Source organism: Mycobacterium sp. 2YAF39 (genome assembly GCF_052114565.1).
GTDB lineage: Bacteria > Actinomycetota > Actinomycetes > Mycobacteriales > Mycobacteriaceae > Mycobacterium.
Genome location: NZ_JBFREZ010000006.1, coordinates 51,742 through 74,582 on the forward strand (window position 1 = coordinate 51,742; position 22,841 = coordinate 74,582).

Annotated in this window: 26 protein-coding genes; 13 read left to right on the forward strand and 13 right to left on the reverse strand. The window is 64.8% G+C overall.

Annotation, left to right across the window (positions count from 1 at the left end; genetic code table 11):
• Positions 1 to 48: 48 nt before the first annotated feature.
• On the forward strand, positions 49 to 849 hold the full coding sequence (locus AB4Z42_RS17935) for a crotonase/enoyl-CoA hydratase family protein (RefSeq protein ID WP_442010566.1): 801 nt from the start codon (positions 49 to 51) through the stop codon (positions 847 to 849).
• A gap of 5 nt (positions 850 to 854) precedes the next feature.
• Here AB4Z42_RS17935 and AB4Z42_RS17940 read toward each other — a convergent pair whose 3' ends face one another.
• Genes AB4Z42_RS17940 through AB4Z42_RS17950 form a run of 3 tightly spaced genes read right to left on the reverse strand, consistent with a single transcriptional unit; the run spans position 855 to position 3,872 of the window.
• The gene (locus AB4Z42_RS17940; RefSeq protein WP_442010567.1) at positions 855 to 2,069 is read right to left on the reverse strand and encodes a cytochrome P450; all 1,215 of its coding nucleotides are present in this window, start codon (positions 2,067 to 2,069) and stop codon (positions 855 to 857) included.
• Positions 2,066 to 2,785, reverse strand: a complete 720-nt coding sequence (locus tag AB4Z42_RS17945; protein WP_442010568.1) for an acetoacetate decarboxylase family protein — start codon at positions 2,783 to 2,785, stop codon at positions 2,066 to 2,068. Before AB4Z42_RS17945 ends, AB4Z42_RS17940 begins: the two co-directional genes overlap by 4 nt.
• A 55-nt stretch (positions 2,786 to 2,840) precedes the next feature.
• A complete protein-coding gene (locus tag AB4Z42_RS17950) occupies positions 2,841 to 3,872 on the reverse strand; it encodes an LLM class F420-dependent oxidoreductase (RefSeq protein ID WP_442010569.1) in 1,032 nt (343 codons plus the stop codon).
• 58 nt (positions 3,873 to 3,930) lie between these two features.
• Here AB4Z42_RS17950 and AB4Z42_RS17955 point away from each other — a divergent pair, with 58 nt between their 5' ends.
• From AB4Z42_RS17955 to AB4Z42_RS17980, 6 genes are all read left to right on the forward strand, one after another.
• The gene (locus tag AB4Z42_RS17955; protein ID WP_442010570.1) at positions 3,931 to 4,923 is read left to right on the forward strand and encodes a Zn-ribbon domain-containing OB-fold protein; all 993 of its coding nucleotides are present in this window, start codon (positions 3,931 to 3,933) and stop codon (positions 4,921 to 4,923) included.
• Positions 4,924 to 4,934: 11 nt separating this feature from the next.
• Positions 4,935 to 5,996: a thiolase domain-containing protein gene (locus AB4Z42_RS17960; RefSeq protein ID WP_442010571.1), complete on the forward strand. Its 1,062-nt coding sequence runs from the start codon at positions 4,935 to 4,937 to the stop codon at positions 5,994 to 5,996.
• Between the two features lie 2 nt (positions 5,997 to 5,998).
• Complete coding sequence (locus tag AB4Z42_RS17965) at positions 5,999 to 7,180, forward strand: thiolase domain-containing protein (protein WP_442010572.1); 1,182 nt, start codon at positions 5,999 to 6,001, stop codon at positions 7,178 to 7,180.
• Between the two features lie 5 nt (positions 7,181 to 7,185).
• Positions 7,186 to 8,064, forward strand: coding sequence for a TIGR03619 family F420-dependent LLM class oxidoreductase (locus tag AB4Z42_RS17970; protein ID WP_442010892.1), 879 nt, complete (start codon positions 7,186 to 7,188; stop codon positions 8,062 to 8,064).
• Positions 8,065 to 8,067: 3 nt separating this feature from the next.
• On the forward strand, positions 8,068 to 8,484 hold the full coding sequence (locus AB4Z42_RS17975) for a nuclear transport factor 2 family protein (protein ID WP_442010573.1): 417 nt from the start codon (positions 8,068 to 8,070) through the stop codon (positions 8,482 to 8,484).
• Between the two features lie 201 nt (positions 8,485 to 8,685).
• On the forward strand, positions 8,686 to 9,189 hold the full coding sequence (locus AB4Z42_RS17980; protein ID WP_442010893.1) for a hypothetical protein: 504 nt from the start codon (positions 8,686 to 8,688) through the stop codon (positions 9,187 to 9,189).
• Here AB4Z42_RS17980 and AB4Z42_RS17985 read toward each other — a convergent pair.
• Positions 9,186 to 10,166 (reverse strand): MOSC domain-containing protein, encoded by a 981-nt coding sequence (locus AB4Z42_RS17985; RefSeq protein ID WP_442010574.1) that lies wholly within the window; start codon positions 10,164 to 10,166, stop codon positions 9,186 to 9,188. The genes AB4Z42_RS17980 and AB4Z42_RS17985 overlap by 4 nt on opposite strands.
• 25 nt (positions 10,167 to 10,191) lie before the next feature.
• On the opposite strand from AB4Z42_RS17985, the gene AB4Z42_RS17990 reads away from it, so the two are divergent.
• Entirely contained in the window at positions 10,192 to 10,674 is a 483-nt protein-coding gene (locus AB4Z42_RS17990; protein WP_442010575.1) for a hypothetical protein, read from the forward strand.
• 24 nt (positions 10,675 to 10,698) lie between these two features.
• On the opposite strand, the gene AB4Z42_RS17995 is transcribed toward AB4Z42_RS17990, so the two are convergent.
• On the reverse strand, positions 10,699 to 11,229 hold the full coding sequence (locus AB4Z42_RS17995; protein WP_442010576.1) for a gamma carbonic anhydrase family protein: 531 nt from the start codon (positions 11,227 to 11,229) through the stop codon (positions 10,699 to 10,701).
• Between the two features lie 99 nt (positions 11,230 to 11,328).
• Between AB4Z42_RS17995 and AB4Z42_RS18000 the strand changes: the two genes are divergently transcribed.
• The 3 genes from AB4Z42_RS18000 to AB4Z42_RS18010 are packed head-to-tail and all read left to right on the forward strand — an operon-like array spanning position 11,329 to position 13,790.
• A complete protein-coding gene (locus AB4Z42_RS18000; RefSeq protein ID WP_442010577.1) occupies positions 11,329 to 12,492 on the forward strand; it encodes a Rieske 2Fe-2S domain-containing protein in 1,164 nt (387 codons plus the stop codon).
• Positions 12,489 to 12,959, forward strand: coding sequence for a hypothetical protein (locus tag AB4Z42_RS18005; RefSeq protein ID WP_442010578.1), 471 nt, complete (start codon positions 12,489 to 12,491; stop codon positions 12,957 to 12,959). Before AB4Z42_RS18000 ends, AB4Z42_RS18005 begins: the two co-directional genes overlap by 4 nt.
• 51 nt (positions 12,960 to 13,010) lie before the next feature.
• Positions 13,011 to 13,790, forward strand: a complete 780-nt coding sequence (locus AB4Z42_RS18010) for an IclR family transcriptional regulator (protein WP_442010579.1) — start codon at positions 13,011 to 13,013, stop codon at positions 13,788 to 13,790.
• Here the strand turns inward: AB4Z42_RS18010 and AB4Z42_RS18015 are convergent.
• Genes AB4Z42_RS18015 through AB4Z42_RS18030 form a run of 4 tightly spaced genes read right to left on the reverse strand, consistent with a single transcriptional unit; the run spans position 13,780 to position 17,519 of the window.
• A complete protein-coding gene (locus tag AB4Z42_RS18015; protein WP_442010580.1) occupies positions 13,780 to 14,739 on the reverse strand; it encodes a sugar kinase in 960 nt (319 codons plus the stop codon). The two genes, AB4Z42_RS18010 and AB4Z42_RS18015, sit on opposite strands and share 11 nt — an antisense overlap.
• A complete protein-coding gene (locus AB4Z42_RS18020; protein WP_442010581.1) occupies positions 14,736 to 15,392 on the reverse strand; it encodes a bifunctional 4-hydroxy-2-oxoglutarate aldolase/2-dehydro-3-deoxy-phosphogluconate aldolase in 657 nt (218 codons plus the stop codon). Before AB4Z42_RS18020 ends, AB4Z42_RS18015 begins: the two co-directional genes overlap by 4 nt.
• Positions 15,389 to 16,147 carry an SDR family oxidoreductase gene (locus tag AB4Z42_RS18025; protein WP_442010582.1) on the reverse strand — a complete coding sequence of 253 codons (759 nt, stop codon included), beginning with the start codon at positions 16,145 to 16,147 and terminating at the stop codon, positions 15,389 to 15,391. The genes AB4Z42_RS18020 and AB4Z42_RS18025 overlap by 4 nt, the downstream gene beginning before the upstream one ends.
• Positions 16,128 to 17,519 carry an MFS transporter gene (locus AB4Z42_RS18030; RefSeq protein ID WP_442010583.1) on the reverse strand — a complete coding sequence of 464 codons (1,392 nt, stop codon included), beginning with the start codon at positions 17,517 to 17,519 and terminating at the stop codon, positions 16,128 to 16,130. The genes AB4Z42_RS18025 and AB4Z42_RS18030 overlap by 20 nt, the downstream gene beginning before the upstream one ends.
• A gap of 119 nt (positions 17,520 to 17,638) precedes the next feature.
• Between AB4Z42_RS18030 and AB4Z42_RS18035 the strand changes: the two genes are divergently transcribed.
• Positions 17,639 to 18,280, forward strand: a complete 642-nt coding sequence (locus tag AB4Z42_RS18035) for a sensor domain-containing protein (protein WP_442010584.1) — start codon at positions 17,639 to 17,641, stop codon at positions 18,278 to 18,280.
• 3 nt (positions 18,281 to 18,283) lie between these two features.
• Here AB4Z42_RS18035 and AB4Z42_RS18040 read toward each other — a convergent pair whose 3' ends face one another.
• Genes AB4Z42_RS18040 through AB4Z42_RS18050 form a run of 3 tightly spaced genes read right to left on the reverse strand, consistent with a single transcriptional unit; the run spans position 18,284 to position 21,334 of the window.
• Entirely contained in the window at positions 18,284 to 19,429 is a 1,146-nt protein-coding gene (locus AB4Z42_RS18040; RefSeq protein WP_442010585.1) for a sulfotransferase family protein, read from the reverse strand.
• Positions 19,429 to 20,205 carry an SDR family oxidoreductase gene (locus AB4Z42_RS18045; protein WP_442010586.1) on the reverse strand — a complete coding sequence of 259 codons (777 nt, stop codon included), beginning with the start codon at positions 20,203 to 20,205 and terminating at the stop codon, positions 19,429 to 19,431. Before AB4Z42_RS18045 ends, AB4Z42_RS18040 begins: the two co-directional genes overlap by 1 nt.
• Position 20,206: 1 nt before the next feature.
• A complete protein-coding gene (locus AB4Z42_RS18050; protein ID WP_442010587.1) occupies positions 20,207 to 21,334 on the reverse strand; it encodes a hypothetical protein in 1,128 nt (375 codons plus the stop codon).
• An 85-nt stretch (positions 21,335 to 21,419) separates the two neighbouring features.
• Here AB4Z42_RS18050 and AB4Z42_RS18055 point away from each other — a divergent pair, with 85 nt between their 5' ends.
• Positions 21,420 to 22,328: an IclR family transcriptional regulator gene (locus tag AB4Z42_RS18055; protein ID WP_442010588.1), complete on the forward strand. Its 909-nt coding sequence runs from the start codon at positions 21,420 to 21,422 to the stop codon at positions 22,326 to 22,328.
• A 52-nt stretch (positions 22,329 to 22,380) separates the two neighbouring features.
• On the opposite strand, the gene AB4Z42_RS18060 is transcribed toward AB4Z42_RS18055, so the two are convergent.
• Positions 22,381 to 22,794 (reverse strand): hemophore-related protein, encoded by a 414-nt coding sequence (locus AB4Z42_RS18060; protein ID WP_442010589.1) that lies wholly within the window; start codon positions 22,792 to 22,794, stop codon positions 22,381 to 22,383.
• Positions 22,795 to 22,841 lie beyond the last annotated feature (47 nt).

Sequence of the window (22,841 nt, forward strand, 5' to 3'; positions counted from 1 at the left end):
TACATTTCCAGACAAGTCTGTGGCATCGACGCTGGAAGGCGGACCCCCGTGAGCGACCCTCAGAAAGGCCCCGACGCCCTCATTGAGCAGCGCGGACACACCTTGATCCTGACGCTGAACCGGCCGGAGGCACGTAACGCGCTTTCCACCGAGATGCTCTCGATCATGGTCGACGCCTGGAACCGGGTGGACGAGGATCCCGAGATCCGCACCTGCATCCTGACCGGCGCCGGCGGGTACTTCTGCGCGGGCATGGACCTCAAGACCGCGACCAAGGCGCCACCTGGAGATTCGTTCAAGAGCGGCGCGTTCGACCCGACGAAGATCGAGGGCCTCTTGAAGGGCCGGCGGCTCACCAAGCCGTTGATCGCAGCCGTCGAAGGGCCCGCGATCGCAGGCGGGACGGAGATCCTGCAGGGCACCGACATCCGCATCGCGGGCGAGAGCGCCAAGTTCGGCATCTCGGAGGCCAAGTGGAGCCTGTATCCGATGGGCGGCTCCGCGGTGCGACTCCCCCGCCAGATTCCGTACACGATCGCCTGCGACATGCTGCTGACCGGACGCCACATCACCGCCGCCGAGGCCAAGGATTACGGCCTCATCGGCTACGTCGTCCCAGACGGCACCGCGCTCGAGAAGGCTCTCGAGATCGCCGACGTCATCAACAACAACGGCCCGCTGGCCGTGCAGGCGATCCTCAAGACGATCCGCGAGGCGGAGGGAATGCACGAGCTCGATGCGTTCAAACCCGACACCGCCAACGGAATCCCGGTGTTCCTGAGCGATGACGCCAAGGAAGGCCCGCTGGCATTCAAGGAGAAGCGCGCGCCGAACTTCCAGATGAAGTAGGCGCCTCAGCCCACGGGTTTGGTGGGCGTGAACGTCACAGGCATCGCCTCGAGGCCGCTGACGAAGTTGGCCGCCCGCAATGGCAGCGTTGCGGACGCGTCGGCAAGCTGCAGATCGGGCAGGCGCCGCAGGACCGCGCTGATCATGTTGATCAGCTCGATTCGGGCCAACTGGTTACCGAGGCAGAAGTGCGTACCGAAGCCGAATGCCAAGTGGCTGTTAGGATCTCGCTGAACGTTGAAGGTGTCGGGATCGCCGTAGACGGCTTCGTCGAAGTTCGCCGATTCGAACATCAGCAGCATCTTCTCGCCCTCGCGCAGCTGCGTCCCGTGGAAGTCGGTGTCGGCAGTGATCGTGCGCGCCATGTTCTTCAACGGTGACGTCCAGCGCAGCATCTCCTCGATCGCGGTCGGGACCCGATCGGGATTGCGCTGCAGCAGTTCCCACTGCTCGGGGTGGCGGATCAGCTGTTCGGTTCCGCCGGAGATCGTGTGGCGCGTCGTCTCGTCGCCACCGACGAGGATCAGCAGGGTCTCCTGCAGGATGTCGTCGTTGGACAAGCGTTGACCGTCGACCTCCGCGTGCACCAGAACGCTGATCAGGTCTTCGGTCGGCTCGGCCCTACGCTGTTCGATCTTGTTCATGGTGTACTCGTTGTACGCCATGAAGGCATCCAGGGTGACCTGCATATCGGCCTCGGACACAGTGGAACTCAGACCTTCCATCATGTCGTCAGACCACTTGAGGAACAGCTCCCGCTCGTCGGGCAGCACACCGAGCATGTCGCCGATGACCGCCATCGGCAGGGGCGCGGCGATGTCTGTGACGAAGTCACATTCACCCTGTTCACACACCCGGTCGATGAGGTAGTCACACAGCGTGCCGATGGAATCGCCTTGGACCTTCAAGCGCTTTCGGGTGAAGCCGGCGTTGACGAGCTTGCGGCGCAACAGATGTGCCGGATCGTCCATGTCGATCATCATCGGCAGGGCTGGTTGATCGGGGCGGATGCCACCGGCGTTCGAGAACAACTCGGGATTGCGCTCGGCGTCGATCACGGCCTCGTATGTAGTTGCCGCGGCCAACCCGTTGCGGTCACGGAACACGGGCTCGTTGGTCCGCATCCATCGGTACGCTTCGCGGGACGTCGGACGATCGGCGTAGAACGAGCCGTCGGCGAGGTCCACGTCCGGCTTCGTCGTTGCCTCGATAGCTGTCATCGTGACACCTCCTGCGCGTCGTCGAACGACATCTGCACGTTGCCAACCGATCCGGAGATCAGCGCACGTTTCGGGAAGCCTAGCGAGGCGAGTTCCTTGGCGTAGGGATGTTCGCCGAGCCGCACACGGGCACCGCCGATCCGGTAGCGCAGGCTCGATGGCGTCATCTCGAAGGGGATCTCGCGGGTGACGCCGTCGCGGTGCGAGTACGACGTCTGCTCCTGGGTGCGTCCGGACAGCGGAACCGGCAGGCCGGGGCTGAAATCCATCCCGAGCGCGAACTGGCCATCGACGGTGAGATCGAAGCTGTACTGGTGGCCGTCGCGAATCGTGAAGTCGGCCATCACCTTCGGGAAGCCCCAGATCGTGGTCCCCGCTTCCAGGGTGAACTCCTGGTCGACGGGCAGATGGTGGATGAAGGCGCCCGCCGAACCAAGGGCGCGCAGCCCCTTGGCATCCGATCCCGGCGGGTTCACCATCACATTTGTGCCGTACTCGTAGTACTCGCCCAGATCACCGTCGATGTAGCGCATCAGCATCAGGACGACGACCGCGCGGCCTGGCCGGTAGCGGCAGACCTGAAGTCCGCTGTAGTCGATCATCGCCTGCGCGGCGTCGGCGTCGACCGAGAACATCGCCATGTGCTGGGCGGCCTTGCGAATCTTCACCGGCATGGTCAGAACGGTGCCGGCGACCGTGTGCTGGCTAGCAGTCATCGGGTCAATCTAGAACGCGGACTAGACAACTAGCAAGGAAGTGTCTACCCGAGCTCTATACCAGTGCAGCAAGGTCACGAATCTGCTCGGGCGACCGCGCGCCGACCACCATCATCGTCACACCCGCGGCCTCCCACGCCTTGATCTGTTCCTGCACGTAGCCGAGGTCGCCCACGATCGCGGAGTCGTCGACGAGTTCGTCGGGAATGATCTTGGCCGCCTCGTCCTTGCGGTCGTTGCGGAACAGTTTGGTGACGTCGTCGACCACCTCGGCATAGCCCATCCGCCGGTAGACGTCAGCGTGGAAGTTGGTGTCCTCGGCGCCCATACCGCCCATGTAGAGCGCCAGGTGCGGCTTCATCAACTCCATCACCGCCGGGCGGTCGTCGGTGACGACCACCTGCGCCGTCGCACAGATCTCGAAGTCCTCCCGGCTGCGCCTCGCGCCGGGCCGGGCGAAGCCCTCGTCGAGCCATTCGTTGTACATGCCTGCGATCCGCGGTGAGTAGAAGATCGGCAGCCAGCCGTCACAGATCTCGGCGGCCAGCGCGACGTTCTTCGGCCCCTCGGCACCCAGCATCACCGGGATATCCGCGCGCAGCGGGTGGGTGATCGGCTTGAGGTTCTTGCCGAGACCAGTGGTGCCCTCCCCGGTCAGCGGCAGCGGGTAGTGCGGGCCATCGCTGTGCACGGGTGCCTCTCGCGCCCACACCTGACGGAGGATGTCGATGTACTCGCGGGTGCGCGCCAGTGGCTTGGGGAACTTGGCGCCGTACCAGCCTTCCACCACCTGCGGTCCGGAGACGCCGAGCCCGAGAATGTGCCTGCCGCCGGACAGGTGGTCCAGCGTCAGGGCGGCCATCGCGCATGCCGTCGGCGTCCTGGCCGACAGCTGGATGACAGACGTACCGAGCCGCATCTTGGTCGTTTCACGACCCCACCAGGCAAGCGGCGTGAACGCGTCCGAACCCCAGGCCTCCGCGGTGAAGACAGTGTCGAACTCGGCCTCCTCGGCCGCTGCGACCAGTTCGGCGTGGTTCTCCGGCGGCTGCGCCCCCCAATAACCCAGCTGCAGTCCTAGCTTCATTAGCCCGCCTCTCGACCCATGGTTGAAACCATTCTTAGAACCTGTTCTACTCGATGCCGTGACCACCAGCCAAAGCAGCCCGGTGCAGATCGATCCGCATGAGCCGCCTCTTTCGGCACCGTTGAGGCTCTCATTCGACTACACCCGTTCAGTCGGACCACTCCTGTCCCAGTTCTTCACCGCCCTGCGCGAGCGACGCGTCGTCGGCGTGCGCGGTTCGGACGGTCGGGTGCACGTGCCGCCTGCCGAATACGACCCGGTCACCTATGAGGAATTGACCGAAATCGTACCGGTGAGCAGCGTCGGGACCGTGCTGTCCTGGAGTTGGCAGCCGGAGCCTCTCGAGGGCCAACCACTCGACCGCCCGTTCGCGTGGGCGATGGTGAAGCTGGACGGCGCCGACACCGCGATGCTTCACGCTGTCGATGCCGGCTCGTCGGACGAGATCAGCACCGGCGCCCGGGTGCACGTGCACTGGGCCGACGAACCGGTCGGTGCGATCACCGACATCGCCTACTTCGCATTGGGCGATCAGGCCGAGCCTGTCACCGAGGCGACCGATGACCGCGACCCGGTCACGATGCTCGTCGTTCCGACGACGATCGAAATCCAGCACACCGCTTCACTTCCCGAGAGTGCGTTCCTGCGTGCGCTCGAGGAGGGCAAGCTACTCGGGGCGCGTACCGGGAAGGGTGGGAAGGTCTACTTCCCTGCGCGGGAGGCGGATCCGGCGACGGGCAAGCAGCTCGACGAGTTCATCGAGCTCCCCGACAAGGGCACGGTGACGACGTTCGCGATCATCAACATCCCGTTCGCAGGCCAGCGCATCAAGCCGCCGTATGTCGCGGCGTACGTGCTGCTCGACGGCGCAGACATCCCGTTCCTGCATCTGGTCACCGAGATCGACGCGACCGACGTGCGGATGGGCATGCGGGTCGAGGCGGTGTGGAAGCCCCGCGAGGAATGGGGTCTCGGCATCGACAACATCGACTATTTCCGGCCGACGGGTGAACCCGACGCCGACTACGAAACCTACAAGCACCACCAGTAAGGGATGCCCACATGACTTCTCATGACGTTGCCGTCGTGGGCTTCGCCCATGCTCCGCATGTGCGCCGCACCGAAGGCACCACCAACGGCGTCGAAATGCTGATGCCCTGTTTCGCCGAGCTTTACCAGGATCTGGGTATCAAGCAGACCGACATCGGATTCTGGTGCTCCGGTTCCTCGGATTACCTTGCCGGACGCGCATTCTCGTTCCTCTCCGCGATCGACTCGATCGGCGCGGTTCCGCCGATCAACGAATCGCACGTGGAGATGGACGCGGCGTGGGCGCTCTACGAGGCCTACATCAAGATCCTGACCGGCTCGGTGGACACCGCGCTGGTCTACGGCTTCGGCAAGTCCAGCGCCGGGGTGCTGCGCCGGGTGCTGGCGATGCAAACCGACCCGTACACGGTGGCGCCGCTGGTGCCCGACGCCGTCTCGACCGCAGGCCTGCAGGCACGACTCGGACTGGACTCCGGGAAGTGGACCGTCGAGCAGATGGCGCAGGTCGCGCTGGATTCCTTCGCGGCCTCCGAGCGCACCGACTCGGAGAAGCCGGCCAAGAGCATCGAAGAGCTGCTCTCCCGGCCATACTTCGCAGATCCGTTGCGCCGCCACGACATCGCACCGATCACCGACGGCGCGTCGGCGATCGTGCTCGCCGCGGGTGACCGGGCCAGGGAGCTCCGGGAGAACCCGGCATGGATCACCGGTATCGAGCACCGCATCGAGACCCCCGTGCTCGGTGCGCGCGACCTGACCACATCGGCGTCGACGGCGGCGTCGGCCGCGGCGGCCACGGGCGGCGACACCGGATCGATCGACGTCGCCGAACTCTATGCACCGTTCACCCACCAGCAGCTGATCCTGAAGGAAGCGATCGGCCTTGGTGAGTCGACGAAGATCAACCCATCGGGTGGTGCACTGGCCGCCAACCCGATGTTCTCCGCGGGCCTGGAGCGGATCGGTTTCGCGGCCAGGCACATCTTCGACGGCTCCGCGCAGCGTGTGCTGGCGCACGCCACCAGTGGTGCTGCGCTGCAACAGAATCTCGTCGCCGTGCTGGAAGGGAAATAATCATGGCGGGCCAACTCGCTGCGGTGCTGGGCACCGGGCAGACGAAGTACGTAGCCAAACGCAAAGACGTCTCGATGAACGGCCTGGTGCGCGAGGCCATCGACAAGGCGCTCGCGGACTCGGGCTCGACGTTCGACGACATCGACGCCGTGGTGGTCGGCAAGGCGCCCGACTTCTTCGAGGGCGTCATGATGCCCGAGCTGTTCATGGCCGACGCCGTGGGCGCCACCGGTAAGCCGCTGATCCGGGTACACACCGCGGGCTCGGTCGGCGGGTCGACCGCGGTCGTGGCGGCCAGTCTGGTGCAGTCCGGCAAGTACAACCGCGTGCTGACCATGGCGTGGGAGAAGCAGTCGGAGTCCAATGCCATGTGGGCGTTGAGCATTCCGGTGCCGTTCACCAAGCCGGTGGGCGCGGGCGCGGGTGGGTACTTCGCCCCACACGTGCGCTCTTACATCCGGCGTTCGGGCGCACCGACGCACATCGGCGCGATGGTCGCGGTCAAGGACCGCCTCAACGGGGCGAAGAACCCGCTGGCCCACCTGCACCAGCCCGACATCACGCTGGAGAAGGTGATGGAGTCCCAGATGCTGTGGGACCCGATCCGGTTCGACGAGACCTGTCCGTCATCCGACGGCGCCTGCGCGTTGGTGATCGGCAACGAGGAGATCGCCGACGCCCGTGTGGCAGAAGGCCATCCCGTCGCATGGGTGCACGCCACCGCGCTGCGCACCGAACCGCTGGCCTACTCCGGCCGCGATCAGGTGAACCCGCAGGCCGGGCGCGACGCCTCAGCCGCACTGTGGCGCGACGCGGGGATCACGAGCCCGATCGACGAGATCGACGTCGCGGAGGTGTACGTGCCGTTCTCGTGGTTCGAACCGATGTGGCTGGAGAATCTGGGCTTTGCGCCCGAGGGCGAGGGCTGGAAACTCACCGAGGCCGGTGAAACCGCGATCGGCGGTCGCATACCGTTCAACCCGTCTGGTGGTGTGCTGTCGAGCAATCCGATCGGCGCATCCGGCATGATCCGGTTCGCCGAGGCTGCGATTCAGGTGATGGGCAAGGCAGGCGAGCATCAGGTAGAAGGCGCCCGCAAGGCGCTGGGCCACGCCTACGGCGGCGGTTCGCAGTACTACTCGATGTGGGTCGTCGGGGCTGACAAGCCGGCCGCCAAGTCATGACACGCATGCAGTACACCGTCAGCATCGCGTTCACCCCACTCGACCAGCTGATCGAAATTGCTAAAGCGGCTGAAGAACTCGGCTTCGACAGCATCGCGCTGCCGGACTCGATCTTCTATTTCGAGAAGCAATCCGTCGACTATCCCTACACTGCCGACGGCAAGCGGATGTTCGATGAGAACTCGCCATGGGTCGATCCGTTGATCCTCGCGGGTGCATTGGGTGCGGTGACCTCGAGACTGCGCTTCTACACCAACGTGATGAAGCTGGGCTCGCGCAATCCGTTGTTACTGGCCCGACAGGTCGGGTCGGTGGCGAACCTCACCAACAACCGGTTCGGTTTCGGTGTCGGGATCGGCTGGGCACCTGAGGAATTCGAGTGGTGCGGGGTGCCCTACGCGAAGCGCGGCAAGCGTGTAGACGAGATGATCGACGTCATCAAGCTGGTGCTCGCCGGGGGTATGGTCGAACACCACGGTGAGTTCTACGACTTCGACCGGCTGCAGATGAGCCCCGCACCGGCCGTGCCGGTGCCGTTCTACGTCGGCGGGCACACCGACGTCGCGCTCAAACGCGCCGTCCGGATCGGTGACGGCTGGACCAGCGCGATGATGACGTGCGACCAGCTGGCCGAAACGATCGCCAAGCTGAAGAAGCTGCTGGCTGAGAACGGCCGAGCCGACGATCCGTTCGAATACCAGGCCGTGTGTATCGACAAGTTCGGTGTCGACGGCCACCGCGACCTGGTCGCGGCGGGTGTCACCGACTACATCGGGATTCCGTGGGTGTTCGAGGGCCTCGCCTTCGACGCCCCGGTGGACGAGAAGATCGATTCGATGAAGCGCTTCGCCGAGACCTACATCCAGTCGGGCTGGCAGGACTGAGACATGACCGTCACGGATCCGAACGCAGCGGTTCACCTGGCGGGTAAGCGCTCACGTGAGGCGGCGATCGCCCACGACAAGGACGCGTGGCTGGCGAACTTCGCCGACGATGCGATCATCGAGGATCCGATCGGACCGTCGCATTTCGACCCCGAGGGCAAGGGCCACCGGGGCAAGGAGGCGATCGCCAAGTTTTACGACATGGCGATCGCACCGAGTGACCTGACGTTCAACTTCCAGCAGACGTATCAGTGCGGCAACGAGGAGGCCAACGTCGGTCACATTGTGATCAGGGCCGCAGGCTACGAGGTAAAGGCCGAGGGCATCTTCACTTATCGCGTGAATTCCGAGGGCAAGATCGTTGCGCTGCGGGCGTTCTGGGAAGTCGACAAGGCGACGGCGAGCGCGCGAAAGGTCTAGCGCGGGTAGGTTGGGCGGCGACCGCACGCACCAACACGAGAGCCAAGTCACATCACATTGTTAAAAGTTTCCAAAGCCAGATCGACCGTCGCCATAGCAGCGCTGGTGTGCGCCGCAGCGATCGGCTGTGATTCTTCATCGGGCATCGACCAGGGGGGCAGCGGCGGAAGCCAACCCGCCGCGACGATCCCTTCAGTGCCGATGACTCCGACCACCACACAGACGACCGACGACAAGAAGGTGGTCGACTACAGCCGGTTACTGCTCCAGCCGGCCGACGTCAGCGACGACGAAGACACGTTCACGGAACAATCGAGCACCCCGTCGGGCCCGGACGGACTGCCCGGTGCGAGTGCCCTATACGTCAACCAGGACGACACCCGGGCCATCGCCGACACCATCGTGATCTATCCGGATGCCGAGACGGCGGCCGCCACGTTACGTGACGCCTTGCCCGCGCTCGGGTCGACGCTGACCGGCGCCACGTCACGACCCGCTCCTGTCGGCACCGACGGCACGATGGCCGTCGGCATGTCGAAGGACGGCAGCAAGGCAGTCACGCTGCTGCTGTTCACCGAGGGTCCCGCGTTGGTGCGCCTGGAGTTCCAAAGCGCACCGGGGGACGTCACCACAGACCAGTTCGTCATCAACATCGGCAAGATGCAGCAGATCGCGTTGAGGACCGGGCTCCCACCGAGCGCCTAGCGCCCCAATCGCTCCATGGCGCCGGTCGCCACACCAAACGCGAAGCGCTTCGTGCGGCGGGCGGCCTCGGCGAGCGCGCGGTTCTTGCCTGCCTTCAGCGTCGCCTCGTCGCCGACACTCACCGCGCCGCCGGTGCCCACCCAGCAATAGACGCCCAGGCAACGGTTCGCCCGGCCGGCGACCGCCTTGGTGATTCGACGGTCGACGTCGAAGCCGGGCTGCGCGCGACTCGGTACGACACACCGGATGGTCGGCATGGTCACGTCGAGCACGGCCCCGCCGAGTGAGAGGCGACCGCCGCTCCAGTTCGACTCGGGCAGCCCGTCTTCCGGATTCTCCAGTGCCAACAGGATATTGGGCCGGAAGCGGCGCACATCGACGTCGTCACCGCCGAGCTCGGCGCCGATGGTCTCCAGGCTCGTCTTGGTCATCACGTGCACCGGAGCCAGATCGACGAACATGCCCGGCGGCGTCGAATACTTGCCGAGCATCGTGAGGTCCGTGACCCGGAACATCGACATGTCCGGGAATTTCTCCCCCTCGGCGATCCCGAAATCCTTGCGCAACGCGGCGATCGACATGTTCTCGCGCTCGTCGCGGCTCAGCTTGTGCAGGCTGGTGTCATCGGCGGGCGGCAACGCGGTGAGTCGCACATCGCGGTCGGCCAACTCGGAAAGCGTCTTGTGCACATCGGGATCACTGCTGGAGCGCACAGTGCCGTCTGGGAAGGTGATCTCGACCTCGGGCGCGTTGCCGGGGCCGGCATCGGAAGCCAACGGAGCGACGTAACGGGCCGTCGCCCCCAACAGCGCGGGGATGCGCCTGGCCGTCGCGGTGACGTCCCGTTCGAGGTCGCGTACCGCCCAGAGCCGGTCGCCATGTGGACCGCGGGTGCCGATGTCGATCTGCTCGACCTGCTCACCCCCGAGGGACTTCACCGGATAGCGCCACAGCGCGCTGACCTGACCCAACGACATGCGAATACGGTACTAGCTTTGCAGGATGCATGAATGGGACACATTCGCCGTCGTCGTCGGAGGATCCGCAGGGGCGCTCGTCGGCCTCCTTTTCGTGGCTATGTCGATCCATGCAGGACGGATCGCCGGATCGGCCGACCTGCGCAGCAGGGCCGCGCAGACGCTCGTGATATTTGCCGCATTGTTGCTGCTCGCGGTGCTGTTATCGATTCCTCTGCAGCCGGACTGGGTCCTCGGAGCGGAACTGCTGGCCCTGGCCGTGTGCGTCGCCGTAGTGCTGATCATCCTGGATCGCCTTGCTGGACAGAGTGATTCACGCACCCCGATGGCCCGCACGCTCGACCTCGTCAATCCGTCGACCCTGACCGCAGGCGGTGTGGCAGGCACGGGCGTACTGCTGCTGTGTGGGGTCAGCTGGGCGGATTTGGTCCTGGTCCCCACCGTGTGCGCAGCGATGGTCGGCGGACTGGCCAGCGCCTTCCTGTTGCTGGTCAAGCTGAGCGACTGATTCCGAGACGTCAGGGGCCATCACCTAGTCGGGTATCGGTTGCAGACCTGTCAAGTAGCGACGGGCAAGATCCTGATAGGCGCCGGGGTTGGTGTTCACCCACATCTCGGCGCCCGTGCCTGCGACCGGTCCTCGGACTTTCGCGGGAGCACCGGTCGCGACCACCTCGTCGGGGATCTTGGTACCACCGATGACCAGCGAATGCGCGGCGATCAGGCTGCGGGCGCCGATGACAGCGCCGTCGAGAACGGTGCAGTGGTTGGCCAGTACCGCCTGTGCGCCGATGTGCACCCCGTGCACCACACATCCGTGCGCGATCGTGGCACCCGGTCCGACGTCGACCGGAATGCCCGGTGGAGCGTGCAGTACGCAGCAATCCTGGACATTCGCGCCCTCGCGAACCACGATCGGGGCGTAATCGGCCCGGAGTACCGCGTTGAACCAGATCGACGCACCCGCTTCGACGTGCACGTCACCGACCAAAGTGGCGGTAGGCGCGATGAAAGCGGTGGGGTCGACGGTCGGTGACCGCCCCTCGAACGAGTACAACGGCATCGTCTAGATATACCGCAAGGTAGAGGCGTTTAGATTGCGCGGCAGCAGGGGAAAACTGTAACGTGTTCTAGTTAGAGCCACAAAAACGGGAGGCCCACCGTGACTACCGAAACTGCAGCCGTTCGCGAAATCGACACCGGAGCACTTCCAGACCGGTTTGCGCGGGGCTGGCACTGCCTGGGCCCTGTGAAGGATTACCTGGACGGCAAGCCGCGCGGCGTGGAGATCTTCGGCACCATGCTCGTGGTGTTCGCGGACTCCAACGGCGAGCTCAACGTGCTCGACGGCTACTGCCGCCACATGGGCGGCAACCTGTCGCAAGGCACGATCAAGGGCGACGAGATCGCATGCCCGTTCCACGACTGGCGCTGGGGTGGCGACGGCAAGTGCAAGCTGGTGCCGTATGCCAAGCGCACCCCCCGCCTGGCCCGCACCAAGGCGTGGCACACTGACGTCCGCGGCGGTCTGCTCTTCGTCTGGCATGACCACGAGGGCAACCCACCGCAAGAAGAGGTGCGCATCCCCGACATCGCCGAGGCTGCCGACGATGGTTGGACCGAGTGGCGGTGGAACACGATGCTCATCGAGGGCAGCAACTGCCGCGAGATCATCGACAACGTCACCGACATGGCGCATTTCTTCTACATCCACTTCGGCCTGCCCACGTACTTCAAGAACGTGTTCGAGGGCCACATCGCGTCGCAGTATCTGCACAACGTCGGCAGGCCGGACGTCAGTGATCTGGGTACCTCGTACGGCGAGGCGCACCTGGATTCGGAGGCGTCCTACTTCGGCCCGTCCTTCATGATCAACTGGCTGCACAACAACTACGGCGGCTTCAAGGCCGAGTCGATCCTGATCAACTGCCACTACCCGGTCAGCCAGGACTCCTTCGTGCTGCAGTGGGGCGTCATCGTCGAAAAGCCCAAGGGCCTCGACGAGGCCACCACCGACAAGCTCGCCCGCGTCTTCACCGAGGGCGTCAGCAAGGGCTTCCTGCAGGACGTCGAGATCTGGAAGCACAAGACGCGCATCGACAATCCGCTGCTCGTCGAGGAGGACGGTGCCGTCTACCAGATGCGCCGCTGGTACCAGCAGTTCTATGTCGACGTCGCCGATGTGACTCCGGATATGACCGACCGCTTCGAGATCGAGGTCGACACCACTGCGGCCAACGAGAAATGGCACGTCGAGGTTGAGGAGAACCTCAAGAAGGCCGCTGAGCAGGACGAGCAGGAGAAGGCAGAGCAAGCGAGCTCATGACCCCGCGTAAGGACGCCCCGGACGTCGACCAGCTGGCGAGGTCGATGTTGCTTCTGCACGGCGTTCACGACGACGACGACCATGCCCATGGCGAGACTGGGGATTCGAAGGAAACCGGGGCTCGAAGTTGGTCTAAGGCACCGGCTTTCGGCGACGATCGTGCCGAGGCCCTGCGGGAGGCCACTGCGCGTGACCGCGAGCGCTATCTGACGTCGGGTCTGGTGTCGGTCGACTGCAGGTTCTGCCACGTTGCGGTCGACGTGAAGAAGCTCGGGCCGGCGCACACGTCGGTGCAGTGGAGCAGCGAGGCGACCCGACGCTGCGCCTACTTCGCCGACATCCGCGAGTCGGGCGGCGACCCCGCCCGCGAGAAGTCCTGCCCGAAGCTCGCAGGCAGCATCAAACACGCTGTCGCCGAAGGCTGCCTGGAGGAGATGTCGTCGGCACCGTCCCCCGGCGACGGCTGAGTCCTATCCCGATATCCGGTACGCTGCCCGAATTTCGGGGATACTTGACGCGTGGCAGACAGCGGAGCCAAGACGCTTGAACGGGGACTCGGGTTGCTCGACCACGTCGCCGGGGGCATCACCCGCCTGGATGACATCGCCCGTGCTGCGGGCCTGAGCCGTTCATCGACGCACCGCATGCTGACCACGTTGGTCGATACCGGCTTTCTCACCCTTGGCGCCAATCACGAGTATCAGCTGGGAATCAAGTTGCTCCAATTGGGCAGCCACGCACAGGCATCCATCGATGTATCCCGCGCGATACAGGCGGAGCTGGAGGCGGTATCGGCGCGCACACTCGATGCCACACATCTCGGTGTGCTGGTCGACACCGACATTCTCTATCTCGCCAAGGCCCGCGGCCGTCGCGGCATCGAGATGATGTCGCGTCCGGGCATCCGGCTGCGCGCACAGAATACGGCCATGGGTAAGGCCCTGTTGTCCGCGCTACCCGACAACGAGGCGGCGGCCCGTTTCGACGCGAAGGCGACACCCACGCCGCACTCCGTCCGTTCGCTCGACGAGTTCTTGGCCGGCTTGGCGCAGACTCGCGAGCGTGGGTACGCGGTCGAGGATCAGGAGAACGAGCTCGGAATCACCTGTGTGGCAATCGGTATCCCCGATGCGCACGGTCGGACCACGGTCGCGATATCCGTGTCGGCTCCGAGCGTGCATATGCCGGCGACACGAAGCGCCGAGGTGGTCGAGTACCTGCGCGACGCGGAACGCGCGCTGTCTCCACTACTTGCCACCGGTTTGGAAACCTATTGGGGCGCAATCCCTAACGGGTGACCGGTTCGCTGGAGTCGAGCAGTCCCAGCTCGGAGCGCCGCGGCATTCCCTCCCAGTCGCCTGGTACGAGGCAGGCGAATGCTCCGACCCGCACCGCCGTGTCGAGCCGTGCCGTTGGCTTCGAGCCCGCCAGCAGTTCGGAGATGTAACCGGCGACGAATCCATCGCCCGCTCCGACGGTGTCCAGTGCGTCGACGCTGACGGCATCGGTGCGGTGCTCGACGCCGTCGATGAGCGCCGCGCACCCGCGTGCGCCGAGTTTGATGATCACCTGTGCGGGTCCGAGTTCGGCGATCCGGTGCGCGAGGTCGGCGGCATCGGCGGCGGGGCCGGCGATCAGAGCCGCCTCGTCGTCGCTCGCGAAGACGACATCGGCGCGCCCGGCCAACTTGCGCAGCGTCTGCCCGGCGACGTCGGGTGACCACAGGCCCACCCGGTAGTTGACGTCGAACGCCACCATGACCCCCGCACCGCGGGCCACCTCGATCGCGTAGTCGACGGTGTCGGCGGCCGATTCGGACAATGCGGGGGTGATTCCGGTGACATGCAGAACGCGGGCGCTGCGGATCTTCTCGAGCGGAAGGTCTCCGGGACAAAGGCGCGAACCCGCACTGCCCGCCCGGTAGTACCACACCTTCTGCGTCGACGCGGTGCGCCGCTCCTTGATCATCAAGCCGGTCGGCGCACCCGGATCGGCCACGATGGCCGCATCCACCTGCTCCGCGGCGAGTTCGCGGCGGATGTACTCGCCGAAGCTGTCGACGCCGATCCGCCCGACCCAGGTGACTGTCGAACCAAGCCGGCGAAGGGCTATCGCGAAGTTCGACTCTGATCCGCCCATGCCGAGGGTCATCTCCGACGCATGCATCAACGGTCCGGGGTGAGTGGCACGGAAAAGTGCCATCGTCTCCCCCAGCGTGACCACGTCGCTGACTGAGTTCTCGGTCATTGCACTGCCTTCCGCTGCGCGAGCGCCTCGCCTGCAGCGGCCCTGAACTGTCGCGCCCGCGCGCTCAGCGCGTCGAGATCGCCACCTTTGAACGCATCACCCAACAGAGGGCCGCCGATGCTGACCGCAGGTGCACCCGCGGCGATCCACGCATCGACGTCATCCAAACCGACACCGCCGCTGGGGATGATCCTCATATCCGGAAACGGGCCGCCGATGTCGGCGATATAGCGGGGGCCGACCGTGGAGGCGGGAAACAGTTTGACCGCCGAGGCACCCGCCTCCCAGCACCGGTACAGCTCGGTCGGCGTCAACCCGCCCGGAAAGACGGGTACTCCCGCATCGCACGCAGCCTGGATCACATCCAGCTCCACCGTCGGGGTGACGATGAACTTCGCGCCGTTCTCGATCGCGGTCTCGGCTTGGGCGCCGGTGGTGACGGTGCCCAGCCCGACCACTGCATCGCCGAATTCGGCGACGAGGCTCTTCATGTGGTCGAATACCCCGGCCGTGCTGAGCGTCAGTTCGATCGCGCGCACACCACCTGCGAGAAGTGCGGCGATGACGGGTGGATACTCGCGCGCATGGTCGGCACGCAGCACCGCGATCACCGGATCGTCGGCGAGAAGTGGTGAGAAATCGACCCTCGTCATCGCGCCAGCCATCCGCCGTCCACCGGTATCACTGCACCGTGGACGTAGTCCGCTGCGTTGGACGCGAGGAATACGACGGGGCCGACCACATCACTCGGAGTGCCCCACCGCTCGGCAGGGATGCGCGCCGAGATCTCGCGGCTACGCGTGGCATCGGCCCTGAGCGCCTCGGTCATCTCGGTGGCCAGATACCCCGGCGCGACGGCGTTGACGTTCACGCCGTGCGCCGCCCATTCGTTGCACAACGCTTTGGTCAGTTGTACGACTGCGCCCTTGGAGGCTGCGTACGCGGATGTTCGATATCCGCCTTGAAAGCTCAGCATCGACGCGAGGTTGATGATCTTGCCGCGCCCGCGTTCGACCATTGGTGCGCCGAAAAGCTGGCAGAGCGCAAACACCGCCCGGACGTTGATGTTCATCGTGACATCGAGGTCGCTCAACGGGAAATCGATTGCATCGTTGCGTATCTGGGCTCCGGCGTTGTTGACGAGAATGTCGACCGGCTGCTCGGCCAGCACGGTCTCGGCCACTTCGCGGATCGATGCCTCTGACGCCAGGTCCACGCTGTGGTGCGTCAACCGGCGGCCGCAGTCGTTCGCAATGAGTTCCAGCTCGGGTGCCGGGTTCGCGCGCTGCAGCGTCACGACATCTGCGCCGGCGCGCAACAAACCCTCGGCGATCGCATTCCCGATGCCACGTGATGCGCCGGTGACGACCGCGGTCTGCCCGGTCAGGTCAGACTGACACTCGTGCACCGGCGTCCTCTTGGGTGAGCAGATCGCGGTCGACGGTTTCCGGCGAGACGATGGTGGCGATGAGGGAGATCGCCATGATCGCCATCATGTAAATCGCCACCGGCCACCATGATCCGGATGCCCAGGTCACCAACGCCGAACAGATCAGCGGTGCGATTCCGCCGCCGAACACCGCCGAGAACTCGCGACCGAGCGCGACGCCGGCGTAGCGGTAGCGCGACCCGAAGAGCTCAGGGAAGTATGCGGCCTGCACTCCGACCGAGCCGTACCCGGCGAAGACGAAGCCGAGCACGATCACGAGCCCGATCAACACCAGGTTCTGGGTACCAATCAGCATGAATGCCGGCACCGGGAAGATCAGTAGGAATCCAGTAACAATCAGATACATCGGGCGCCTGCCGAAGCGATCCGACAGCGTGCCGAAGACGTAGGCCGACACACACGCGAAGAGTGCGCCGATCAAGAGCACCTTCGGGATGAACGCCTTGTCGATCTCGAGCTGGCTGATCAGGTAGCTCGCCATGAACACCTGGAAGACGTAGGAATGCGCGTTGGTGCCGAGGTTCATGAAGAACACCCGCGCGACGCCGAACCTTCCGTGTTTGAGGACGTCGCTGATCGGCGCCTTCTGCCGCTCGACGACCCCCTCCGTTTTGAGCTCCTTGAACACCGGCGACTCGGACATCTTGCGCCGGATAATGAACGCCGCGACGGTCACGACGACCGACGAGAAGAACACCAGCCGCCAGCCCCAGTTCATGACGTCGTCTTCTGGCCACAGCTGGACGAGGATCCAGATCACCGCCCCGAGCACCGTTCCGGCCGCGGCGCCGACGTACACGAGCGAGGCGTAGCGCCCACGCCTGCCTTTCGCCGCCGTTTCGGTGAGAAGCACGATGCCGCCTGCTTGTTCGGCGCCCGCGCCAAAGCCCTGCAGGACACGCAGAAACACGAGCAGGATCGGCGCCCACAGCCCTACCTGGTCGTAGGTGGGCAGAAGTCCGATGAAGAAGGTCGAGATGCCCATCAAGAACAGCGTCGCAACGAGGACCCATTTGCGTCCCAACCGGTCGCCGAAGTGAGAGAAGAACAGGCCGCCCAGCGGTCGCGCCGCGAACCCCACCGCGTAGGTGCTGAAGGACGCGATGAAACCGACGGCCGGTGAGACCTCGGGAAAGAAGATGTCGTTGAACACCAGCGCGGCGGCAGTGCCGTAGATGACGAAGTCGTACTGCTCCAGCGCGGTGCCGATGAGCCCGGCCCACGCCGCTCTTCGCACCGTCCGCTGGTCGGCCGGCTGATCCGGCGACTTCATTCCGTCGACGGCGACCTGGCCGTCGATGTCGTCGCCGTCGATGCTCTTGTCTGCCATGGCGGTCACCGCCTATCCCGATTTTAGGGATACTATCCCAATTACTGTGCCAGCCTAACGCAAACGTGTGACCGACAACACCCCTGTATTGACTGCGTAGGGGTCTTTAAACTGCCGACATGCGAAAACGAGCGCTCGCCGTTCTGCTCGTCTTCGTTGTTTCAGGCTGCACCCGGGTGGTCGACAACCCCCACCCGAATGCGACTGCGCCGGTGGCGCCGATCACCGCAGGACAGGTCGTCGACCTGTTGAGCCCGAGTGTCGAGAAGTACGACGGCAACCTGTTTTCCACCGTCGAACCCGAGGAGTGCAGCGGCGTTGCCAAGGAGGTGGACCCGCCTTTCATCTTCGACCTCGACCCGGCGGCGACGGACGGTGGGCACTGGATGGTCGACGATGTTGGACGCCAGATCTACATCGAGGAGATGGTCGGCGTCTACCACGCGGACTACGACGCGAAGAACGCGCTGTCGCAGGCGAAGAGCACCTTGGCCGCTTGCGCGAACGCACCCTTCACCGTCACCGATATGCACGGCCGTTCATACGATTTCACGCTGCTGCCGCCCGTGCCAGCCAGCTCACCCAACATCCTGCTGTGGTCCTTCAGAGCCAGCGACTGGGCCTGTGACAGCACATTCGTCGCGTCTCACAACGCGGCGATCGAGATCTCGACGTGTGGCGCGTACGGCGGCTACCCGGTGCACACCCTGGCCACAGAGGCGCTGAATCGCATTGAGGCATTGGCCAATACGACGGCCTGACCGTCACAGCCCCTTGAAGCGTTCCTTGACCTGTTCGTCGGTCAGGCCGTAGTCGGCCAGCGAGTAGGTGTGCTTCGGCGCACGGGGACCCTTCTGGCTCTCGGCATGACTGTCGGCTATCGCCGCGCGGGCCTCGCCGGTGAACTCGATGTCGAAATGTTCATAGATGTCCTCGACGGCCGAGATCGGATCCTTGACGAACTTGAAGTAGTCGACGTCGCAGAACTGTGAGGGATCGTGATCGGCGCGAACGTCGTTGAACCGCTTGAGACCTCGTGACCACGTCTCCATGGCGTCCTCACCGATCTGCGCCCCGGTGAACGAGTTCGACCACCCTTCGGTCGTATGTTGCGCCAATGAGCACATCGACGCCATGATGGTCTCCGCAGGCCGGTGGCACTGCACCACCAGCGCATCGGGGTAAGCCGCGAACAACGCGTCGAGTGCAAACAGATGACTCGGATTCTTGAGCACCCAACGCTTTTCGGGTTCGTTGAGCCCGATCAGTTGAAGATTCTTTCGATGCCGCTGATACGACTTCGTCCAGTCCTGCTTGGCAAGCCACTGTGAGTAGGTGGGCAGATGGGAGAGCGTCTCGTAGGACACCGAATGCAGCGACTGGCGCAGCAGCTGCCAGCACTCCTCGACCTCGTCGGCGGTCATGTAGTGCAGCCCGGTGTAATCCGGGTTCTCCTCGTGTGCCTTGGCGAACTGCGCGTCGATCTGCCTGAAAACCGGATTATCCGACCACGTTTCACGTGGCGGGCGCGGTTGCGGGAACTCTGCCAGCCACAGCTCCAGACCCTGGTGCCGCGGGTCGGCGGTGAGCAGGCGGTGGATGACGGTGGTGCCCGTACGGGGCAGCCCGGTGACGAAGATGGGCCGTTCGACGGCAATGTCGGCATGCTGTGGGTACTGCTTGAACGCCGCCTCCGACACCAGCCGGGCCACGAGCGCATTGCGCACGAAGAACCGGTTCATCTTGCTGCCGATCTCGGTCAGGTCGGCGTCGCGCCTGAACGACTCCAGCAGCACGGACAGCGCTTCGCGATAGTTGTCGTCGTCGACACCGAAATCGTCGAGGCCGCAGGCTTTTATCGCCGAAGCGTGCAGGTCCTCGACGGTGCCGACATCGGTCCGCGCAGTCATCAGGCCTTGTACTCCCCACAGTTGACGTCCAGCGCCTGACCGGTGATGCCGCTGGACAGGTCACTGGCCATGAACAAGATGGCAGAGGCGACCTCGTCCTCGGTGGGGAGGCGCTTGAGGTCAGACCCCGCCGCCGCAGCGTTGTAGATTTCATCCACACTGGTGCCGTACTTGCCGGCCTGGTGTTCGAAGTAGCCCTTCAGGGTCCCGCCCCAGATATAGCCGGGCAGAACGGAGTTCACCCGGATACCCTGGTCGCCGAGTTCGGTCGCCAGCGTCTGCGACATCGCCAGCAGCGCCGACTTGGCCATCTTGTACGCGCCGTACTTGGCCTGCGAGTGGCGCACGACCATCGAGTTCACATTGACCACGGCGCCCTTCGACTCGGCCAAAGCGGGCGTGAATCCCTGAATCATCCGCAGCGCGCCGAACACCGTCAGTTCGATCGCGTCTTTCATGTGCTCGAACGTGGTGTTGGCGAACGGTTTCATGGACGGCACGCGGAACGCATTGTTGATCAACACGTCGACCCTGCCGTATGCCTCGAGGGTCTGCTCGACGAGATTGTTCACCTGGGCGTCGTCGGTGATATCGGTGCCGACCGTCACCGCGCGCCTGCCGATGTCGGTGATCTGCTTGGCGACGTCATCGAGCCGTTCCACGGTGCGGGCGGCCAGCACGAGATCCGCACCCGCCTCCGCACATCGCTTGGCCAGCGTGGTGCCCAGCGCCGGTCCGACACCGGAAATGACGACAACCTTGTTCTCGAGCAGCACTTTATCCCACCATTCTTTCGCCGATTTGCTTCTGGCGGAGCGCGATTCGCGCGCGCCAGTCTTCGTCCGAGATCTTGTTCGACTCGTAGTGCGGCAGCGCGGAGGCGACCTTGTCGATATCGATCACTTCGAGCGTCGGTCCGTCGGCCTCGGTCAGCTCGCGCGAGACTCGTTGCCAGCGGAACTGCAGATAGCCCTTGGCGTGGCCGAGTGTTTCGCACCAGTTCGTCACGCCGGGGTTGGCATCGGACACCACAATCCTGATTTTGCCATCCGGATCCGCCTGCGCCTGAGTCCCGTTCAGCGACGTCTGATGGTTGATGTAGTCCAACGAGATGTACCAGAAGCTGCCGAGCTGGAAGCCGAGATAGGGCGCGTCGGAGACCGGCAGCGTGATCACGATGGCCTGATCCGGCGACAGGTCGTAGTGGCCGACGGATGAATACTGGGTGGCGAGCCCGCCAGGGGTGAGGCGGGGTGCCGTCAGCGTGTTCACGGGCAGGTCGTCGTAGAACCATTTGGGGAACTGCAGCCAGGTCTTGACCCGCTGGACGAGCTGCTTACCCGCGACGGCGTAGCGCTTCGTGATGAGTTCGGTGGACAGTGGCGGCGGCGCTGTGCCCTCGGTGTCGGTGCGCGCGATGGCGAAGGTCCCGCGCTGGGCAGACCAGTCGTTGTACACCTCGCGGATGACGAGCTGGGATGGCCCGGGCGGAGTGAACCGCCACTCGAAGGTGCCGTCGGCGGCGATGTCGAGCTTGCGGTCGTCGAACGCCGTCTCGCTGTCGGGCACGTTGGCATCGGTGTACTCACCGCCGAGCAGCTGGAAACTCACATCCGTCGTCGTGCCACGCGTGCCGGTGACCACGTATTCGTAGCCAGGCTGCACCCGCGTTCCGAAGTACATGGTGTCCGGGTTGTCCAGCCCCATCTTGGTGAACGGACCGGTCCCGCTGTGGAGGAAGGGGTGGTCGCGGTCGTAGTCGAATGCGACGTGCGTGCACGCCGCGATGCATCCCGCAAGGTACTGCAGACCTTCGAGGAGATCTGCTTCGGTTTCGATGAAGGGCGCGGCGGCGACGAGGCTCTCGGCCTCGGCGATGGCCTCGGCCAATGGCTGTGAGTACACACCACTGAAACTAGAACGCGTTCTAGCAAGAGTCAATATATCGACCGACGCGGTCCATATATGGAACGGCAGGTACTCTGCAGAGGTGTCCGCTCCCGAGTCTTCCGGCCGCGCATCGCCGCCGACAGACCGGGTCGTGCGCATTCTCGACTTCCTCGCCGAGCGCCCCCAGGAACGCTTCGGGGTTTCGGAGCTGGCCCGCCGGGTCGGGCTGAGCAAGCCGACGTGCCTTGGCATCGCCACCTCGCTCGCGGACGCGGGCTATCTGGTGCGCGACACCGCCGACAAGACCTATCGCCTCGGCCCGTCCCTGATCACGCTCGGACACAAGGCGCAGGAGTCGATGCGAGTCAGTCCGGCGGCGCGCGAGGAACTCCGCCGCCTTTCGGCCCGCTTCGGGGTCACCGCGGCGTTATCTGGCGTCATTGACGACCGCATCACGCTGCTCGACCTGGTGGCGCCCGCGGGCGCACGGCCCGGCGTCGAAGTCGGACAGAGCTACCCCTTCGCCCCGCCCGTCGGGCTGATGTTCGTGCTGTGGGACGAGGAGGCCGAACGCAACTGGCTGGCCAAAGAGCCCACGATCCCGCTGCGCACCCAATCCGACCGGCGCAATCGGGTGATCGCCAGGTGCCGCCACGACGGGTACCTCGTCGAGCGGCTGACCCCGGGTGGGCGACGGCTGTATTCGTTGATGGCGGGCATGTCGAGCACACTGCCCGACGAATTACGGGCGCTGCTCGGCGAATTGGTTTCCGACATCGGCGAACGGGTGTACCTGCGCGACGAGAACGCAAGCGGCGGGCGCAAACGTCACGACATCAGCGTGATCTCGGCTCCGGTGTACGACCACTACCAGCGACAGGTGATGGTGGCATCGATGCACATCGGAAAATCGTTGACGGACAACGAGATTGTCGAACGCGCGCGCGCTCTGGTGGCCACTGCCGACGCGGTCAGCGCGCAGCTGGGCGGCGTGAAACCCACCCGCTGAACGCACTCACCGCGCCGGTGTGGAGGTCCGGCGCGGTGCGTGTTCGAACGTTTTAAAGGTCGGTCAGTGCCGCAGTGATCGGAGTGGGTGCCACCTCGACGCCACATTGGCTGGCCAGATCGATGGCCGGCTGGTTGATCGTCATCAGCTCGGTTTCGACTTGCGGATTCGCCGCGAAGTACGCGCGGAATTCCTGCGTCACCTCGTTGGGCGACTTGGCCACGATGTCCGTGAGTGCGGTATTCGCCGCGGGATTGCCGGCCAGGTAGGTGCTCGTGGACTCCGACACCATGCGTGAGGTGTCGGCGATCGTGCTGATGCTGCAGTTCGGTGGTTCCGGTGCAGGGCCGGGTGCGGGCTGCGCACTCACGACCGGCAGCACGATCGCGGCGGAACCGAAAGCAAGTAGACCCCCCGCGAACATGCCGTACAGGCCGCGTCGCACGGTCGTTTCGGACATCTTCATCGAATCACTCCTTCAGTGGGCAACCGTTCGGTCGCTGCGAAGGGCGT

Excerpts from the sequence above, each read along its gene's own strand:
- AB4Z42_RS17940 (WP_442010567.1), bottom strand. The coding sequence starts at position 2,069 with ATGACAGCTATCGAGGCAACGACGAAGCCGGACGTGGACCTCGCCGAC.
- AB4Z42_RS17945 (WP_442010568.1), bottom strand. The coding sequence starts at position 2,785 with ATGACTGCTAGCCAGCACACGGTCGCCGGCACCGTTCTGACCATGCCG.
- AB4Z42_RS17950 (WP_442010569.1), bottom strand. The coding sequence starts at position 3,872 with ATGAAGCTAGGACTGCAGCTGGGTTATTGGGGGGCGCAGCCGCCGGAG.
- AB4Z42_RS17960 (WP_442010571.1), top strand. The coding sequence starts at position 4,935 with ATGACTTCTCATGACGTTGCCGTCGTGGGCTTCGCCCATGCTCCGCAT.
- AB4Z42_RS17965 (WP_442010572.1), top strand. The coding sequence starts at position 5,999 with ATGGCGGGCCAACTCGCTGCGGTGCTGGGCACCGGGCAGACGAAGTAC.
- AB4Z42_RS17970 (WP_442010892.1), top strand. The coding sequence starts at position 7,186 with ATGCAGTACACCGTCAGCATCGCGTTCACCCCACTCGACCAGCTGATC.
- AB4Z42_RS17975 (WP_442010573.1), top strand. The coding sequence starts at position 8,068 with ATGACCGTCACGGATCCGAACGCAGCGGTTCACCTGGCGGGTAAGCGC.
- AB4Z42_RS17980 (WP_442010893.1), top strand. The coding sequence starts at position 8,686 with ATGACTCCGACCACCACACAGACGACCGACGACAAGAAGGTGGTCGAC.
- AB4Z42_RS17985 (WP_442010574.1), bottom strand. The coding sequence starts at position 10,166 with ATGTCGTTGGGTCAGGTCAGCGCGCTGTGGCGCTATCCGGTGAAGTCC.
- AB4Z42_RS17990 (WP_442010575.1), top strand. The coding sequence starts at position 10,192 with ATGCATGAATGGGACACATTCGCCGTCGTCGTCGGAGGATCCGCAGGG.
- AB4Z42_RS17995 (WP_442010576.1), bottom strand. The coding sequence starts at position 11,229 with ATGCCGTTGTACTCGTTCGAGGGGCGGTCACCGACCGTCGACCCCACC.
- AB4Z42_RS18005 (WP_442010578.1), top strand. The coding sequence starts at position 12,489 with ATGACCCCGCGTAAGGACGCCCCGGACGTCGACCAGCTGGCGAGGTCG.
- AB4Z42_RS18015 (WP_442010580.1), bottom strand. The coding sequence starts at position 14,739 with ATGACCGAGAACTCAGTCAGCGACGTGGTCACGCTGGGGGAGACGATG.
- AB4Z42_RS18020 (WP_442010581.1), bottom strand. The coding sequence starts at position 15,392 with ATGACGAGGGTCGATTTCTCACCACTTCTCGCCGACGATCCGGTGATC.
- AB4Z42_RS18030 (WP_442010583.1), bottom strand. The coding sequence starts at position 17,519 with ATGGCAGACAAGAGCATCGACGGCGACGACATCGACGGCCAGGTCGCC.
- AB4Z42_RS18035 (WP_442010584.1), top strand. The coding sequence starts at position 17,639 with ATGCGAAAACGAGCGCTCGCCGTTCTGCTCGTCTTCGTTGTTTCAGGC.
- AB4Z42_RS18040 (WP_442010585.1), bottom strand. The coding sequence starts at position 19,429 with ATGACTGCGCGGACCGATGTCGGCACCGTCGAGGACCTGCACGCTTCG.
- AB4Z42_RS18060 (WP_442010589.1), bottom strand. The coding sequence starts at position 22,794 with ATGAAGATGTCCGAAACGACCGTGCGACGCGGCCTGTACGGCATGTTC.